This is a genomic window from Crocinitomicaceae bacterium (genome assembly GCA_016708105.1).
Lineage (GTDB): Bacteria > Bacteroidota > Bacteroidia > Flavobacteriales_D > Crocinitomicaceae > JADJGJ01.
In genome coordinates this window covers 1,608,472-1,624,145 of the sequence record JADJGJ010000001.1, presented here as the reverse complement: position 1 = coordinate 1,624,145, position 15,674 = coordinate 1,608,472, and the positions used below count along the sequence as shown (strand labels likewise).

16 protein-coding genes are annotated in these 15,674 nt (G+C 36.3%); 3 read left to right on the top strand and 13 right to left on the bottom strand.

The features are described from left to right. Positions 1-18 precede the first annotated feature (18 nt). Together IPH66_07095 and IPH66_07090 are read right to left on the bottom strand one after the other, a co-directional pair. Entirely contained in the window at positions 19-1,434 is a 1,416-nt protein-coding gene (locus IPH66_07095; protein MBK7129115.1) for an FAD-binding protein, read from the bottom strand. Positions 1,435-1,446: 12 nt separating this feature from the next. Next, positions 1,447-1,788: an STAS domain-containing protein gene (locus IPH66_07090; GenBank protein MBK7129114.1), complete on the bottom strand. Its 342-nt coding sequence runs from the start codon at positions 1,786-1,788 to the stop codon at positions 1,447-1,449. 212 nt (positions 1,789-2,000) lie between these two features. Between IPH66_07090 and IPH66_07085 the strand changes: the two genes are divergently transcribed. After that, a complete protein-coding gene (locus tag IPH66_07085) occupies positions 2,001-2,282 on the top strand; it encodes a hypothetical protein (GenBank protein ID MBK7129113.1) in 282 nt (93 codons plus the stop codon). Between the two features lie 182 nt (positions 2,283-2,464). Here the strand turns inward: IPH66_07085 and IPH66_07080 are convergent, their stop codons facing one another. Next, positions 2,465-3,061: a sigma-70 family RNA polymerase sigma factor gene (locus IPH66_07080; protein ID MBK7129112.1), complete on the bottom strand. Its 597-nt coding sequence runs from the start codon at positions 3,059-3,061 to the stop codon at positions 2,465-2,467. Between the two features lie 234 nt (positions 3,062-3,295). Here IPH66_07080 and uvrA point away from each other — a divergent pair, with 234 nt between their 5' ends. Together uvrA and IPH66_07070 are read left to right on the top strand one after the other, a co-directional pair. Then, a complete protein-coding gene (gene uvrA / locus IPH66_07075) occupies positions 3,296-6,073 on the top strand; it encodes an excinuclease ABC subunit UvrA (GenBank protein ID MBK7129111.1) in 2,778 nt (925 codons plus the stop codon). 35 nt (positions 6,074-6,108) lie between these two features. Next, positions 6,109-6,636 carry a hypothetical protein gene (locus IPH66_07070; protein MBK7129110.1) on the top strand — a complete coding sequence of 176 codons (528 nt, stop codon included), beginning with the start codon at positions 6,109-6,111 and terminating at the stop codon, positions 6,634-6,636. A 572-nt stretch (positions 6,637-7,208) separates the two neighbouring features. Here IPH66_07070 and IPH66_07065 read toward each other — a convergent pair. The 10 genes from IPH66_07065 to IPH66_07020 form a co-directional block, all read right to left on the bottom strand. Next, complete coding sequence (locus tag IPH66_07065) at positions 7,209-7,892, bottom strand: lycopene cyclase domain-containing protein (protein ID MBK7129109.1); 684 nt, start codon at positions 7,890-7,892, stop codon at positions 7,209-7,211. Further along, the gene (locus tag IPH66_07060; protein ID MBK7129108.1) at positions 7,889-8,287 is read right to left on the bottom strand and encodes a sterol desaturase family protein; all 399 of its coding nucleotides are present in this window, start codon (positions 8,285-8,287) and stop codon (positions 7,889-7,891) included. Before IPH66_07060 ends, IPH66_07065 begins: the two co-directional genes overlap by 4 nt. A gap of 40 nt (positions 8,288-8,327) precedes the next feature. Beyond that, positions 8,328-8,870, bottom strand: coding sequence for a carotenoid biosynthesis protein (locus IPH66_07055; GenBank protein ID MBK7129107.1), 543 nt, complete (start codon positions 8,868-8,870; stop codon positions 8,328-8,330). Between the two features lie 55 nt (positions 8,871-8,925). Further along, positions 8,926-10,407, bottom strand: coding sequence for a phytoene desaturase (gene crtI, locus IPH66_07050; GenBank protein ID MBK7129106.1), 1,482 nt, complete (start codon positions 10,405-10,407; stop codon positions 8,926-8,928). Between the two features lie 6 nt (positions 10,408-10,413). After that, complete coding sequence (gene idi, locus IPH66_07045) at positions 10,414-10,923, bottom strand: isopentenyl-diphosphate Delta-isomerase (GenBank protein ID MBK7129105.1); 510 nt, start codon at positions 10,921-10,923, stop codon at positions 10,414-10,416. A 2-nt stretch (positions 10,924-10,925) separates the two neighbouring features. Beyond that, positions 10,926-11,396 (bottom strand): hypothetical protein, encoded by a 471-nt coding sequence (locus IPH66_07040; protein MBK7129104.1) that lies wholly within the window; start codon positions 11,394-11,396, stop codon positions 10,926-10,928. A 19-nt stretch (positions 11,397-11,415) separates the two neighbouring features. Beyond that, positions 11,416-12,255, bottom strand: a complete 840-nt coding sequence (locus tag IPH66_07035) for a phytoene/squalene synthase family protein (GenBank protein ID MBK7129103.1) — start codon at positions 12,253-12,255, stop codon at positions 11,416-11,418. Beyond that, positions 12,252-13,727, bottom strand: a complete 1,476-nt coding sequence (gene crtI, locus IPH66_07030; GenBank protein ID MBK7129102.1) for a phytoene desaturase — start codon at positions 13,725-13,727, stop codon at positions 12,252-12,254. Before crtI (IPH66_07030) ends, IPH66_07035 begins: the two co-directional genes overlap by 4 nt. Then, on the bottom strand, positions 13,720-14,211 hold the full coding sequence (locus tag IPH66_07025) for a sigma-70 family RNA polymerase sigma factor (protein ID MBK7129101.1): 492 nt from the start codon (positions 14,209-14,211) through the stop codon (positions 13,720-13,722). The genes crtI (IPH66_07030) and IPH66_07025 overlap by 8 nt, the downstream gene beginning before the upstream one ends. 528 nt (positions 14,212-14,739) lie before the next feature. Next, the gene (locus tag IPH66_07020) at positions 14,740-15,606 is read right to left on the bottom strand and encodes a MerR family transcriptional regulator (GenBank protein ID MBK7129100.1); all 867 of its coding nucleotides are present in this window, start codon (positions 15,604-15,606) and stop codon (positions 14,740-14,742) included. Between the last annotated feature and the right edge of the window lie 68 nt (positions 15,607-15,674).

Below are 15,674 nucleotides of genomic sequence, written 5' to 3'. Positions count from 1 at the left end.
TTTGCTACGTAGTAAAATTCAAGGAAATATTTTACCGGGATTCAGAATGCCTTTAGGGTCAAATACTTTTTTAATGCCCTTCATAATATTCAATTCAACCTCTGTAAATGCTATAGACATATAGCGTTGCTGAACGTAACCAATTCCGTGCTCACCTGAAATTGTTCCACTGAGAGAAACGGTCAAGTTAAATATTTCTTCAATTGCCTTAGGTAATTCATTATTCCACATTGCTTCAGAGAGATCACCCTTAATAATATTTACATGCAAATTACCATCACCTGCGTGACCATAGCAGACAGATTTGAAACCATAGCGCAGACCAATTTCTTTAACCCCTTTCAATAATTTTGGCAATTCAAACCGGGGTACAACTGTATCTTCTTCTTTATATACAGATTGACTTTTTACCGCCTCTCCTACTTTACGCCTCAAATTCCAAAGCTTATTCTTCTGCGCTTCAGATTCTGCAAAAAGCACATCATCAACTTTAAATTTTTCAATTACCGATAGAATTTTTTCACAATCTTTCATTAGGACATCTTCATCATGTCCGTCAACTTCAATTAGCAAGTGAGCCTGAATGTGATCAGGAATTTTCAAATCTTCTTCTTGAATGAAATTTGCTGTCCATACAAGTGCGTCTCGCTCCATAAATTCAAGTCCGCTTGGGGTGATGCCAGCCATAAAAATTTCAGCGACAGCTTCACATGCCTGCTCAGCAAAGTGAAAAGGAACCAACATCAATTTATTGAGCGATGGCAGCGGAATTAATTTCAGAACTGCTTTAGTAATAATACCTAATGTACCTTCAGAACCCACGATGAGTTGAGTAAGATTATATCCGGTTGCATTTTTGAGCACATTTGCACCTGTCCAAATAATTTCACCAGTGGATAAAACTACTTCTAAATTCAAGACATACTCATTGGTAACTCCATATTTTACAGCCTTGGGGCCGCCTGAATTTTCTGCAAGATTTCCACCAATTGAACATGAACCCTTGCTAGCAGGATCAGGAGGATAAGACAATTTATATTCTGCCACTGCATTCTGCAAAACCTGCGTGATTACACCTGGTTCAACAGTCACTTGACAATTTTTAGTATCAATATGGAGTATGCGATTCAGTTTTCTTGTTGACAAAACAACACCACCCAAAAGCGGTAAGGCTCCGCCGCTGAGTCCAGTTAGAGCCCCCTGTGGAGTAACCGGAATGTTTTCTGCATAACAATAAGTCATTATTTCAGAAACCTGCAAAGCACTTGACGGCAGTACACAAATTTCAGGAATAAAAACAAAATCTTCTGTATGATCACTTGCAAAAGCTTTCAGTGATTCAACATCAGATATGACATTATCAGCTCCGAGAATGCTGATAAAAAAACGGATATCATCTTGATCAATCTTTTTAAATAAAGTTAGATCAGACATGTGAAGAAATATTCAGGAAATGATAAGTTCTTCAGCTTGTTTTGCTGTGGAAGTAATATTCAACACATTGTGCAGTTGTGAGATTTCAATCAGCTTTTGCACATTAGGTTGTAAACCTGTTAAAATGAATTTGCCACCGGAATCTTTACAAAGTCTGTTCCCAATTAAAATGGCACTCAAACCAGACGAATCACAATATCTGGATTTAGACAAATCAAGGATAATATTATTGATTGAATTTTTATTTATGAGTAAAAGCTCTGATTTCAGTTCAGGCGCATTGGTAGAATCAAGTTTTTCAACTTGTGAAATTACCATGGTGTACTTGTCTCTTGCTTCCTTTGAAAAATTCATATCTCGGATCACTTTGGCTGTTTGTTAGTTACAAGATTTAAGATCAACCTGAAGTACAGATTTCAAACAATAAATCACCGTAATCTGACCAAATTTAGAATTTTATTTTATAAATCAGTTAAGGCGTGGAAAAATTGTGTGAAATGTGAAAAACAGAAAACAGTGTCTTGAGAACAATTTTATTTATATTTTTAGGTTAAAACAGGAGAGATATGAGTTTTGCGGGATTTGTTAGCAACATGATCAATACCATGCAGCGAAACCGAAATGATCTGAAAGCCGGGAAACGCAAACCCTTTGAGCAAGAAAAAGGCAAAACGAAACATGAAAAATGGGTAGATCCGGTTCAGTTAAGTCCTGAAGAATACGCAACCTTAAGGCAAGACATACAAACAAAAGCGAGATCTGAGAAAAAAAGAGAATTGCTGATTACGTTGATTGCATTGGGAATTGGGTTGCTTTGCTTTGGGTGGTTGTTTCTGAGATATATCTGAATTTTGCGTTTTTTTTTATTTGTACAATGGTGGCTTGGTTGCTTTTGATTTTGTAAAATATTCCAACCTATATAAAAGTGCGCAAATTAAATTTCGTTCACCGGTATTTGCAAAATTTGGAGGAGTAAAAAAAATCCCCCGGGCACCTACCTCCGGGGGACTATCAGTATCAGTCGCAATGACTAAGCAGTTATACTCACCTTATGTTTATCTACGAGTTTCCTCAAGTTAATCAACGCATAACGCATACGCCCTAACGCGGTGTTGATACTAATATCTTCTTGTTCTGCAATATCTTTAAAACTCATTCCCCTGAACAAGCGATTAACTAAAACATCGCGTTGCTCATCCGGCAGATATTCTATCAACTTAACTACATCACTTTCAATCTGTTCTTTGATGATAGAATCCTCAATATTCCGGTCAGTGAGTTTGAGCACTGCAAAAATATTGAATTCTTCGTTTTTAGAACTAGATTCTGAAATCATTTGCATTTTTTTTGCTTTTCTGAAGTGGTCAACAATCATGTTATGTGCAATTGTTAACACCCATGGTAAAAATTTACCTTCATCGTTATACATTCCGTTTTTTAGTGTGCGAACGACTTTAATAAAAACCTCTTGAAACAAATCATTGGCCAACTCATGGTTACGCACCTTAGAAAAGATATAACCGTATACCCTGTCTTTGTTGAGATTTAATAAGATTTCAAAAGATTTTTCATCACCCGTCTGGTATAATCTCACCAGTTCTTTTTCAGATAGAACATCGTACTTCATCATAGTTTACTCCTTTATGCGCCAAAGAACTTGAGCGGCGCTGATTTTTCATTTCTGTTTTAAAAGAGTATAACTATGCAATAGGCGTGTGTTTGTTATGTAATACGCCAAAGATAATGGAAGGGTTGGTTAAAACAAAAAAATCTTTTCTTCTTGCTAACTTTAGCGCGTGAAGTATTAAGATGATTGATTTAACAGTAAAATTTGTCCATTCAACAACAAACATTTGACTAAATGTCTGCAAACCAAAGAAAAATAGAAATTCACGGCGCACGGGTACATAACCTTAAAAACGTTTCAACAACGATAAAACACAATCAATTTGTCGTGATTACTGGGCTGTCAGGCTCAGGTAAAAGCTCATTGGCATTTGACACCTTGTTTGCAGAAGGACAAAGAAGGTATGTAGAAAGCCTTTCATCCTATGCAAGACAATTTTTAGGGAGATTTGACAAACCTGACGTTGATTATATTAAAGGCATTTCACCTGCTATTGCAATTGAACAAAAAGTAATTTCTAATAATCCGCGTTCAACCGTTGGAACAGTGACTGAAATCTATGACTATCTCAAAGTACTTTTTGCACGGATTGGAAAAACATACGCAGAAGACGGCAGTGAGATAAAAAAACATTCAGTGACCGATGTTGTGAACTCAACAACGAAATTCACCGCCGGAGAAAAATTTTTGGTACTAGCGCCGTGGAGAATAAAAGATGATCAGTCAGCAAAAAAATCAATTGAAATTTTACTTTCTCAAGGATATACACGCATTTTTTCTGATGGAGAAATTATTGAGATTGAAAGTAAAACAAAAGTTAATTACAAGAAAGATAAAAGTTATGTTGTCATTGATCGCTTGAAGCATGATCCTGATGATGAAGATTATTTTTCAAGACTTGCTGATTCTGCTCAAACAGCTTTCTACGAGGGATTTGGAGACTGCGTTCTTTACTTAGCTGATCGCAACGAATATTTATTTTTTAATAACCGTTTTGAAAAAAACGGAGTGACTTTTATTGAACCAACTCTTCATTTTTTTAGTTTTAATAATCCCTTTGGTGCCTGTCAAACTTGTGAAGGATATGGTTCTATTATTGGTGTTGACCCCAACCTGGTGATACCTGACAAATCAAAAAGCGTATATAACGAAGGCATTGCACCATGGAAAGGTGAAAAAATGAGTGAATGGAAAGACAACCTTATTCGTTTTGCTGAAAAATATAAATTTCCTATACACAAACCCCTTTCTGAATTAACCAAAGAACAGAACAATTTACTTTGGAAAGGGAATAAAGATATTTGGGGTATTGATCACTTTTTTGAATTTCTTCAATCCAATTCCTACAAAATTCAGTACCGCATCATGATGTCTAGATACCGAGGCAAGACACTCTGCACAGATTGTCGCGGTACACGCTTACGCAAGGAAACCAATCAAGTAAAAATTGATGGATACTGTATGAGTGATTTTATTCTTATGCCGGTATCAGAACTTCATCAGGTTTTCGGTAATTTACATTTAGATAAATATCAACGAGAAGCAGCAAGCAGATTAATACTGGAAATATCAAATCGTCTTACTTATCTTAACGAAGTGGGGCTTGGATATTTAACATTGAACAGACAGTCAGGAACACTTTCAGGCGGCGAATCACAACGCATAAATCTGGCTACTTCATTGGGCAGCAGTTTAGTTGGATCAATGTATATTTTAGATGAACCAAGTATTGGATTGCATCCGCGAGATACACAACGATTAATTGGAATTTTACAAAGACTAAAAAAAGTTGGCAATACCGTAATTGTTGTTGAACATGAAGAAGAAGTTATGCGCGCCGCAGATGAGATCATTGACATGGGACCACATGCTGGAATTTTTGGCGGAGAAATTGTCTTTCAAGGTTCACACTCAGCGTTAATAAAATCAGAAAGTTTGACCGCACAATACTTAACCGGTAGAGCCTCAATTTCATTACCTGAGGCAAGACGTAAACTCAACAATAAACTCATCATAAAAGGTGCAAGAGAGAACAACCTGAAAAATATTACCGTCCAAATTCCGCTCAACGGATTAGTTTGCATCAGTGGTGTCAGCGGATCCGGAAAGTCAACACTTGTAAAACAAATTCTCTATCCTGCTTTGTTGAAAGAGTTGGGGAAATCAAGTAATAAAATAGGTGATTTTGATGAGTTATCAGGAGATTTGAAACGCATTGCAGATGTTGAATTAATTGACCAAAACCCTATTGGAAGATCATCGCGAAGCAACCCTGCAACCTATGTGAAAGCATTTGATTTTATCAGAGAACTTTTTACCAAAACACAACAAGCAAAAATAAGAGGTCATAAAGCAGGATACTTTTCTTACAACGTGCCGGGAGGTAGATGTGAAACCTGCAAAGGAGACGGAGAGATCACAATTTCAATGCAATTTATGGCTGACGTGCAATTGCAATGTGAAGCCTGTAAAGGAAAAAGATACACTCCCGAAACGCTAGAAATTGAATACCGAGGTAAAAATATTTCAGACATTCTTCAGCTCTCAATTGACGAAGCTCTCACGTTTTTTGATCACAAAAATTCATTAGAAGAAAAAATTATTGAACGTGTAAAACCACTCGCAGACTTAGGACTTGGATATCTTACACTAGGTCAATCATCTAGTACATTGAGCGGTGGTGAAGCACAGCGAATTAAGCTGGCATCTTTCTTAACAATCGGACAGAAAAATCCTCATCCAACACTGTTCATTTTTGACGAACCTACAACAGGACTTCATTTTCATGATATTTCAAAATTGCTTCTAGGCTTTCAGGCATTGATAAAACTCGGGCACTCAATACTTGTTATTGAGCACAATACTGATGTGCTCAAGTGTGCTGACTGGATTATAGATATTGGTCCTGAAGGTGGAAATGAAGGAGGTAATATTGTATTTGAAGGTACACCTGAAGAACTGGTCAAATCCAAAAAATCATACACCGCAAAATATTTGAAAGAGAAATTATAATTTGCATACATTTGACATGCAAAAGATTAGAGGAGATGGCAAAATATTTATTCAAATACAAAATTGAATCTACGCGCCTTTGCGGATTTGATTACACTTCAGCAGGCTCATATTTCATTACCATTTGCACAAAAAATAGAATTCCTTTTTTTGGACAGATTGTAGAAGGAAAAATGGTGCTCAGTGAAATAGGAGAACTAGCTAAAACATTCTGGCAAGAAATTCCACAACATTTTCCAAATGCACAACTCAATGAGTTTATCATCATGCCTGATCACATGCATGGGATTATTTGCCTTTCCCCTCAAGATAATATCCTCCCATTAGTAAAGACGTCGCAATGCGACGTCTCCACAGGTTTGCTCTGTATGCAAACATTGATGGATTCTATTAGTAAAGACGTCGCAATGCGACGTCTCCACAGGTGGAGAGGCTGTCTCCACAGGAGATCACCCTGTCTACTTGGAAGAAAAACAAATGAAAAACACAAAAATGACAGCCATACTGCCCAAACCGGGATCAATATCTGTCATCATAAGATCATACAAATCTGTGGTATCTAAGTACTCTCATAAAATCAATAAAGACTTTGGCTGGCAAGATCGGTTCCATGATAGGATAATCAGAAATCAGCAAGAATTTATCCGGATAGCACTTTATATCAGGAAAAATCCTGCCAATTATAAAAAGTAACCCCGGGCTTATCCGGTAAAGACGTCGCACTGCGACGTCTCCACAGGTTAGATGAGGCTCCAATGGTGATGAGGATCTCCACAGGTTAGATGAGGCTCCAATGGTGATGAGGGTCTTCACAGGTTAGATGAGGCTCCAATGGTGATGAGGATCTCCACAGGTTAGATGAGGCTCCAATGGTGATGAGGGTCTCCACAGGTTAGATGAGGCTCCAATGGTGATGAGGGTCTCCACAAGTTAGATGAGGTTCAAATGGTGATGAGGATCTCCACAGGTTAGATGAGGCTCCAATGGTGATGAGGATCTCCACAGGTTAGATGAGGCTCCAAGGGTGATGAGGATCTCCACAGGTTAGATGAGGCTCAAAAGGTGAATAGGCACTTTGTTGTTAAAATTAGCATCAACAAACACAAATAGAATTCCCGACTTGGATGCAGAAAGATTATTTTTTAAATATTTTTTTGGTCAATTCAAAAATGGAAATATTCAAACCTAAAAGAGTGAAACTGTACAAAATATCTTCAGCTGGAATGGTGAAAATTCTAAATGGGGTGCGCTCTTGATCATCATACCAAACAATTGGTTCAGTTGTGAGTCCTCCGGTTAAAACACTGTTCACCAGCATGAAGGGAATGATTGAAATTAAAAATGAAATTGGAAGAAAATGTAATTGATTGCGTAATCGCCAAATCACCAAAAGCGTTAACAGTGATGTTGCAATCACAAATTGCGAGTATGCACCATGATATCCGAAAATTAAAATAAAGAAGAGGTAAGAAAAGATAAAAACATAGAAGATTTTGTTCAGTTTTCTAAATTTAATTTTTTCAAAATAAGCTTTTACACATGCATAAATAAATACGCATGAGAAAGGAACCACAACAAAAAACAAGACTTCTTCAATAGGTAAATTTGTTATATAAATTCCCGTAAGATAATTTGGATTGAAGCCCCACACCCTAGCATGGGTAAAATAATAATCCCAAACGAGAAAAGGTATACCGACAATTAATCCTGCAGCAAAAACAAATTTCCATTGTCTGAAATAAGCTACTTTTTTATCAAAACTTAAGACAAGTGGAAAGAAAATAGTTGCCAGATCAAGCCATAAATAGAGGGCTTTCATATATGAAAATATTTTCTAGGAACTAGTAACATTCCAAAACAAATTCCGCCCTGTTTGAACTGATTTTTATGGTGTGCTTTATGCGCTTTCCGAATAGCTCTGAAATATTTATTTTCAGTTTTATCAAACCAATTAAATCGGCGATGAATCAATACATCATGTACAAGAAAATATACCAATCCATAAACCGCTATGCCGGCACCAAATCCGGTTAAAAATTGAAATTGATAAATCATACCAAACATGATGGACAACCATGAAGGAACGGCAAAGATTAAAAAGAAGCGATCATTTTTTTGAAACAAATTTCCATTGGGCTTGTGATGATCTTCATGCCAACTCCAAAGTGGACCATGCATAAGATATTTGTGAGCAAGCCAAGCGCCTCCTTCCATTAGGCAAAAAGAAAATATACATGCAATTGAAAACCACATATCAGAATAAATTTAGGAGACTAAAAAACACAATCCAGATGTATAACAGATATCTTGCTGTATTGTTCACCACAGTTGAATTTGCAAGATATAACCACGAGAATAAAACACTGAACACAAACCAGCACACATAATTATAGAAAGGAATCACATTGTTTTCCCAGCTCCAAAAACCATAGTGAATTGCTACCGGTTCAATCAACACATCAACAGCGGTTGCAATAGCTCCGGATAATAATATCTTGAACCAAAACGGTAGATGAAAATTTTGTACAATCGTTGTAGATGATATAATAATTACCAGCCAATTCAACCCAATGGCAAGAGGAATATCATCTAGCTTAAAGCCCAAAGCACTACCATACCAATAATTGCCAAAAAGCCATCCGGTATGCACCCCAACCCATTCAAGCGCAAAACCAAAAACTACTATCGTTAAGTACACAAACCATTTTTTTTTCGCATTGTTTTCATCTAATAAAACAAGTACTGAACATAGTAAAATATTGAGGTAAGTGAGGCTTGCGTTCTCACTATTTTTCATGAATAGGATTAAACCTATCATGTGAAATATAATGAGTATCCAAGGAAAATATTTTTTAAATTGATGCATCCTGCTGTATTATTTCTGAAACAATACGTGCAGATCTAAGCACAAGAGGAATGCCGCCTCCGGGATGCACAGTGCCTCCACAAAAATATAAGCGTGGATACTTTTTTATTGTATTCTTATGGCGCTTTATTGCGGCCAGTTTGTGGTTAGATGATGCACCATATAGGGCACCTTGAAATGCCCCAGTTTCTATTTCAAGATTCTTGGCTGTCCAATAAGATTCCGTTTCAACATACGGTGCAATATCCTCTCCTAAATGAATAGTTAGTTTATGAAAAATTCTATTTTTAATTGCCAAAATTTCTGATTCGTTTGGAAAAATTCCCGCAGGTGTATTAATCATCACAAACCAGTTCTGACAACCTCTTGGAGCATCTGATTCATTAACTACTGAAGATATGTGAACATAAACTGTTGGATCATCCGGAATTTTTTTATCGCAAAAAATCTGCTCAAATTCTTTTTTATAATCTTCACTAAACATGATATTATGAAGATGAAGTTGTTTAAATTGCTTCTTTATTCCCCAGTAAAAGACAAGACCCGATGATGAACGCTCTTGTTCTTCATATTTCTTGAATAGTGCTTTATCTTTTAGCAAATCACGATAAAAAGCCAAATGATCAATGGCGCAAACTACCGCATTATATTTTTCCGATTGATCAGAAACAATAGTGTAAGAATTATCTTTAAAATTAATATCTTGTATTTTCTGATTGAAGCGAAACTCAACCCCATTTTTAACGGCGAGTTTGTAAACTGAATCAACAATATCACGCATACCTCTATCCGGAAACCAGGTACCGGTATTGTGTTCAAGATGAGGAATGGTACTGTAGATTCCACTCATTTGAAAAGGATTTGATCCGTTATAAGTGCCAAACCGATCAAATATTTTTACCAGTTTGTCATTTTTCAATCTCCCGTGGTTGAATGCGTGTAAACTTTTTGTCATCCGGCTGCTTAAAAACCAAGGATATCGAACAAGCAGTTCTTTCTTAAAAATATCACGCAACGTAAATGCTTTTTGACTGATGAAAAAAGTACCAATGCGCTCATACGTTTTTTTGCTGTCAGCCAAGTAAGACAAGACATTCAAAGCTGCTTCAGAAGAGATTTTGGTCTCTATCTCATCTTTTAATTCCTTCTGATTACCTGAAAAACGTAAGATGGTACGATCTGGAAAAAAATAATGACACGCCGTTTCAATTTTTTTAAATGAAAAAAACTTTGATGATTCTTCCTTCACTGCGCTAAAAAGTTCTTCCAATTCCCAAGGTTCAGTAAATAGAGATGGCCCTTTATCAAAGCGATAACCATGTTGCGTAAATTCAGCAAGTTTGCCGCCGTGAGTTGCTTGTTTTTCAAACACAATAACATGAAAACCTTGATGTCGCAGACGAATAGCCACTGCCAACCCTGCTAAACCGGCTCCTATTACCGCTATTTTTTGTTTTGAATTGGTCATTAAATATTACTGGCGAATATGCGAGTAGACAGTTGGAAAAATAATTTTAAACCAGGCAGTATATTGTTCGGGAATGGAATTAAGCTCCTGATTTATTTGTTCTAAAGAAACATGTTTCCAATCGGCCACTTCAAGTTTATCGGGAAAAATATTTCCGTCATAATAGCCAACATACACATGATCTAGTTCATGCTCTGTTAAACCTTTATCCAACTCAGCTCTATAAATAAATTTGGTAAGAAATTTTAGTGGTGTGTCAAAACCCATTTCTTCTTTAAGCCTTCTGTGACAAGCCTCTTCAACTGTTTCATCAGGTAATGGATGACTGCAACAGGTATTTGTCCATAATCCTTCAGAATGATATTTACCCATTGCGCGTTGGTGCAGCAACAAATCATTTTGCTTATTGAAAATAAAAATAGAAAAGGCCCGGTGCAATAGACCTTTTTCATGGGCTTCCATTTTCTCCATTTCACCGGTTACTTTATCGTGCTTATCAACAAGGATGACATTCATTGCTACGAATTTAAAAATTCCTTTACTTCTTTTTGATATGTTTCAGACCAACCTGATTTTGAAAGATTACCCAAAATAAATTTTTTATCTTCATCTAAATTATCGTCGTAATCTAAAAAGAAAGGACATCCCTGCTGCACACAATATCTGATAAACCTGATTTCTACCGTATTGGGTTGTTTGGTAACTGCTTCTTCCAACCTTTCTTTACCGGCGTTGAAGAGGCTTAATTTTTCATTTGGCCAATACGTATGATTAGCTTGTGTCATTTCAGCTGCTGCATTGTATGCGTAATAAACCGGGAAGTTTTGCAAACTATAACTACTGGTTAATTTATACAATTCATTGCAAGCCTCTTCATCAGTTGCGGCAACGGCAAACAAATCGCGAATTTTGGACATATCAGGATGCCCTGCACGAACCACCAATCCAACAAAAACAAAGGACCATATCAAGATAAGTTTCTTACTCATATTCATAAGTTTTTAATCATTAAATCAAATTTGCAGTATTTCTCACGAGTGATTTCAAAAACAAGTACCACTTGGTATTATTAGGTACACTTATTCTTGATTGCATCAGTTCATTTATAGTGCAACGCTTAATTTCTTTCAGCAATCTGGTATAATAAACATAACTCAGATACACACCAAAACGTGAAGATTTTGGTAGTTGAATAATACCCTTGTAGGCTTCTTTGAACTCTTCTTCTATTTCAAGTTCAATCGCCAATTTTTCTTCCGGTGTCAGCTGTTCAGTTGATGCAATATGTGGAAAATACAAACGTCCTAACCCATTAACGTCATCTTTCAAATCACGTAAAAAATTTATTTTCTGAAAAGCAGACCCTAAAGTCATTGCGTAAGGTTTCAAGCGATCATACTCTTGCTGATTTCCATAAACAAAAACTTTAAGACACATCAAACCAACTACCTCAGCAGAACCAAGAATGTATTCTTTATATCGCTCATCTGTATATGATATTTTTTCTAGATCCATTTGCATGCTATGTAGAAACTGAGTGATCAACTGATGATCAATTTCATATTTACGCACCGTTGCCTGAAATGCATTCAAAATAGGATTCAATGAAATTCCTCGGTCAATTGCAAGCCAGGTATCTCTAATAAATTCAGACAACAAAACTTCTTTATCATAATCATGAAAAGTATCAACAATTTCATCAGCAAATCTCACAAATCCATAAATTGCGTGAACATCATTCCTGATTTTTTTATCAAGACAACGGACCCCGGCATAAAATGAAGTACTGTATTTTTTTGTCACTAACTGCGCACTTAGGGTGCTATGTTCATCAAATAGTTTTTTCATAGGTTTTGGTTTTGCGTTTTAAGGAATTCACGAGCTGCAATTTTACCTGAAATCAGAGCAGGTGGAATACCTGGACCCGGAACAGTAAGCTGACCACAGAACATGAGATTATTGAGTTTTGAGGTTATTTTTGGTTTTAAGTTTGCTGTTTGTCGCAACGTATTGGCAAGTCCATAAGCATTGCCTTTATATGCATTATAATCTTTTGCAAAGTCATGAATTGCGTATGATTTTTGATAAACAATCTGATCACGAAAATTCACACCAAGATGTTTTTCTGTTCGTGAAATGAGCAAGTCAAAATACTTTTTGCGTACGGTTTCATTATCTTCAATTTCAGTGGCAATTGGCATCAGAAAAAATAAATTTTCATGACCTTCAGGAGCTACTGTTTGATCAGTTTTTGACGGAGCACAGATATAGTATAATGGTTTATCAGGCCATGCCGGATTTTCATATATCTGCTTTCCATGTGCATTCAGATCTTCATCAAAAAAAAGATTATGATGCAACAGGCCGTCAATTTTTTTATTAACACCAACATAAAAAATCAGACAGCTGGGCGCCAATTTTCTGGTGTTCCAATACTTTTCTGAATAGCGTCTGAATTTTTCCGGCACAAGATTTTGCTCTATGTGATGGTAATCTGCACTTGCAATAATCTGTTCAGTTTCATAGAGTTTTTGGTTGATTTCAATACCGGTAATTTCATTGGATTGCGTTTCAAACTTTGTGATTTCAGCTGCAGTATGAATTTCAACACCTTGTTTGAGTGCAATTTTTTCTAGAGCCTTGGCTAATGCACTCATTCCGCCTTCAGGATACCATGTGCCTAGTTCAAGATCAACATAATTCATCAACGTATAAAGAGAAGGAATGCGCGAGGGCATTTCACCCAGAAAAAGTACCGGAAAATTTAATATTGCACGTAATTTATCCGACTTAAACCGTCGTGCAACATCTCTTTCTACCGACTTGAAAACATCAAGTTTGATAGCATTTTTCAGCGTTTTAATATTCACAATTTCTGCCCAACTCAAACCGGGTTGCTCCATAAAATCACGGGTGGCAATCTGATATTTTAGTTTGGCATCTTTCAGAAATTCATCTAATTTTTGTGCAGCGCCGGGTTCAAATTCATCAAACATTTTTCTCAGTGATGACATATCATGCGGCACATCTGTAGGTTTGCTGTCTTTCCAGAATACTCTATAGGAAGGTTGCAGATGAGTGAGTTTAAAATAATCCTCTCTCTTTTCACCCAAATCATGAAATAACTGATCAACCAATTCCGGCATCCAATACCAAGATGGGCCCATATCAAAAGTGAATCCATTGGAAGTAAACGAACGAGACCTGCCTCCTATCTCTGAATTTTTTTCAAATACCCGAACCTTAACTCCCTTTTTTGAAAGATAGCAAGCCGCGTATAAGCCCGAAAGACCGGCACCTATAATATCAACCTTACGCATAGTTCAGTTTTTGCGAAAGCACTTTTCTTGCTTGAAAAATTCTGCTTTTTACTGTCCCAATCGGAAGATTCATTTGCTCTGCAATCTCATGATACTTGTAACCCGCAACATGCATGGTAAATGGAACACGAAGATCATCACTCAAATCTTCAATTGCCTGATCAATTTCTTTTCTTCCCAAACGCGCGTCAGGACCATAGAAATCTGTTTCACCGCGCTGCACCATATATGATTCTGAATCATATTGCACTACTCTGCTTGAATTGCGTCTGTATCCATTAATGAAAATATTTCTCATAATTACACGCAGCCATCCTTTCAAATTCGTATTGGTTCTGAATTTATCGTAATTGCTGATGGCTTTCAGCAGTGTTTCCTGGGCAAGATCACGCGCATCTTCCTCATTTCTTAAATAGGTTTTTGCGAACTTCTCAACAAAACCTTGCAGGCTGATTACCTGACTTTGAAATTCAAATGCTGTCATTTTGTTTAATGTTTTATATTTATTGTTGAACAAATCTAAGGCGGATATCTGACCTGACCAAATTTTTGTTTATCGTATTTATCTATACGTTAAACACTTTATTTATTGTTCTGATATTCAATAGTATATAAATGATTTTTTTATTGAAAAAGGCCTCATTTTGCCTCATTTTGGGTTTCACCTATAAACAAAACCTATAGCTGTTAAACAATTTTTTCCATGGCAAAAAACTCCTACAATTCAATAAATTCAAGTATCAACAAAAGAAAACAAGAGATTTAACTGATTCGGGTTCATTATTGGCTCAATTTCTATTCATGGCTATATAGTCACACAACCAGCACATCAATAGTAACCAATGCGATATTTCAAATAGACTTTAGTTTATATTAAATGAAGCGCCAGTATTACTTGAGAAGAACTCAGAATTAAAATTTGCCACACATTGAGTTTTGAATAAACAAAACAATGCATCCCCAGGAATTTCTCCCATCGGTTGCAATAAAATGTTACGTGTAGTTAATTAGCTCAGAGTTTGATATCGTCTGTGCTATGAATAAAATGAATGTCAGCCGGCATGGCCTGTTTATGATGCATTGCCTGGTAACCGCCAACATAGATTTTTTTAGCCGGATGAATGGCTAATATTTTTGCCATGAAATCTTGTATAAATTCAGGATCAGTCTCGGCAATAAAACTGGTGAAAAGAAAATCAGGACGCATTTGTTTAATGAAAGAAATTAAATCAGCAACCGGAACTGCTTGCCCCAAATAATAGCATTCATAATTGCGAGACTTAAGTACATAATAGTAAAAAAGTAAACTCAATTCATGCATTTCACGCTCATGTAAAAAAAGTACAACCCGTCCTTTTGCTGCAATTGGTGAAGCAATTTTACTGGTTTCGCGAATAAAAAAATCACGCAAAATATTGGAGAAGAAATGCTCATGAGAAACTGTTATTGTGTCCAACTGCCACAATTCACCAATGCGTTGAAGCAATGGAATCATAGTACCGGTATAAAACTCAATAACGCCTACTTGTTCATTAATAGCATTCATCCGCTCCATGATTGCCGGCTCATCCAATTCAATGATCATTCTGATAAAATATTCAATATGATCATCTGATGATTCCGGTTGGGAATAGAGAAGTTCTGTCGCTTTCTCTATTATTTGATCACCAGACATGCAGGCAATTTTTGAAATTTTATATCCATTATTATACAAGAGATTCACATTGAGAATTTTTTTCAAATCTCTATCTGTATAATATCTGATATTAGTGGGTGTACGATTAGGTTCAAGCAAGTTATAACGCTGTTCCCAAATGCGCAAGGTGTGCGCTTTAATGCCGGTAAAATTTTCTAAATCTTTGATTGAATACTCTGCCATATCCGCTTTAACAACACAACCACATCTTTGTTCATGCAAAGATAAAATTAATTAAACAAAGTGATGTA

Coding starts and splice junctions, on each gene's coding strand:
- uvrA (MBK7129111.1), top strand. CDS start 3,296: ATGTCTGCAAACCAAAGAAAAATAGAAATTCACGGCGCACGGGTACAT.
- IPH66_07035 (MBK7129103.1), bottom strand. CDS start 12,255: ATGAAAAAACTATTTGATGAACATAGCACCCTAAGTGCGCAGTTAGTG.
- IPH66_07085 (MBK7129113.1), top strand. CDS start 2,001: ATGAGTTTTGCGGGATTTGTTAGCAACATGATCAATACCATGCAGCGA.
- IPH66_07040 (MBK7129104.1), bottom strand. CDS start 11,396: ATGAGTAAGAAACTTATCTTGATATGGTCCTTTGTTTTTGTTGGATTG.
- crtI (MBK7129102.1), bottom strand. CDS start 13,727: ATGCGTAAGGTTGATATTATAGGTGCCGGTCTTTCGGGCTTATACGCG.
- IPH66_07020 (MBK7129100.1), bottom strand. CDS start 15,606: ATGGCAGAGTATTCAATCAAAGATTTAGAAAATTTTACCGGCATTAAA.
- IPH66_07090 (MBK7129114.1), bottom strand. CDS start 1,788: ATGAATTTTTCAAAGGAAGCAAGAGACAAGTACACCATGGTAATTTCA.
- idi (MBK7129105.1), bottom strand. CDS start 10,923: ATGAATGTCATCCTTGTTGATAAGCACGATAAAGTAACCGGTGAAATG.
- IPH66_07065 (MBK7129109.1), bottom strand. CDS start 7,892: ATGAAAGCCCTCTATTTATGGCTTGATCTGGCAACTATTTTCTTTCCA.
- IPH66_07060 (MBK7129108.1), bottom strand. CDS start 8,287: ATGGAAGGAGGCGCTTGGCTTGCTCACAAATATCTTATGCATGGTCCA.
- crtI (MBK7129106.1), bottom strand. CDS start 10,407: ATGACCAATTCAAAACAAAAAATAGCGGTAATAGGAGCCGGTTTAGCA.
- IPH66_07025 (MBK7129101.1), bottom strand. CDS start 14,211: ATGACAGCATTTGAATTTCAAAGTCAGGTAATCAGCCTGCAAGGTTTT.
- IPH66_07070 (MBK7129110.1), top strand. CDS start 6,109: ATGGCAAAATATTTATTCAAATACAAAATTGAATCTACGCGCCTTTGC.
- IPH66_07080 (MBK7129112.1), bottom strand. CDS start 3,061: ATGAAGTACGATGTTCTATCTGAAAAAGAACTGGTGAGATTATACCAG.
- IPH66_07095 (MBK7129115.1), bottom strand. CDS start 1,434: ATGTCTGATCTAACTTTATTTAAAAAGATTGATCAAGATGATATCCGT.
- IPH66_07055 (MBK7129107.1), bottom strand. CDS start 8,870: ATGAAAAATAGTGAGAACGCAAGCCTCACTTACCTCAATATTTTACTA.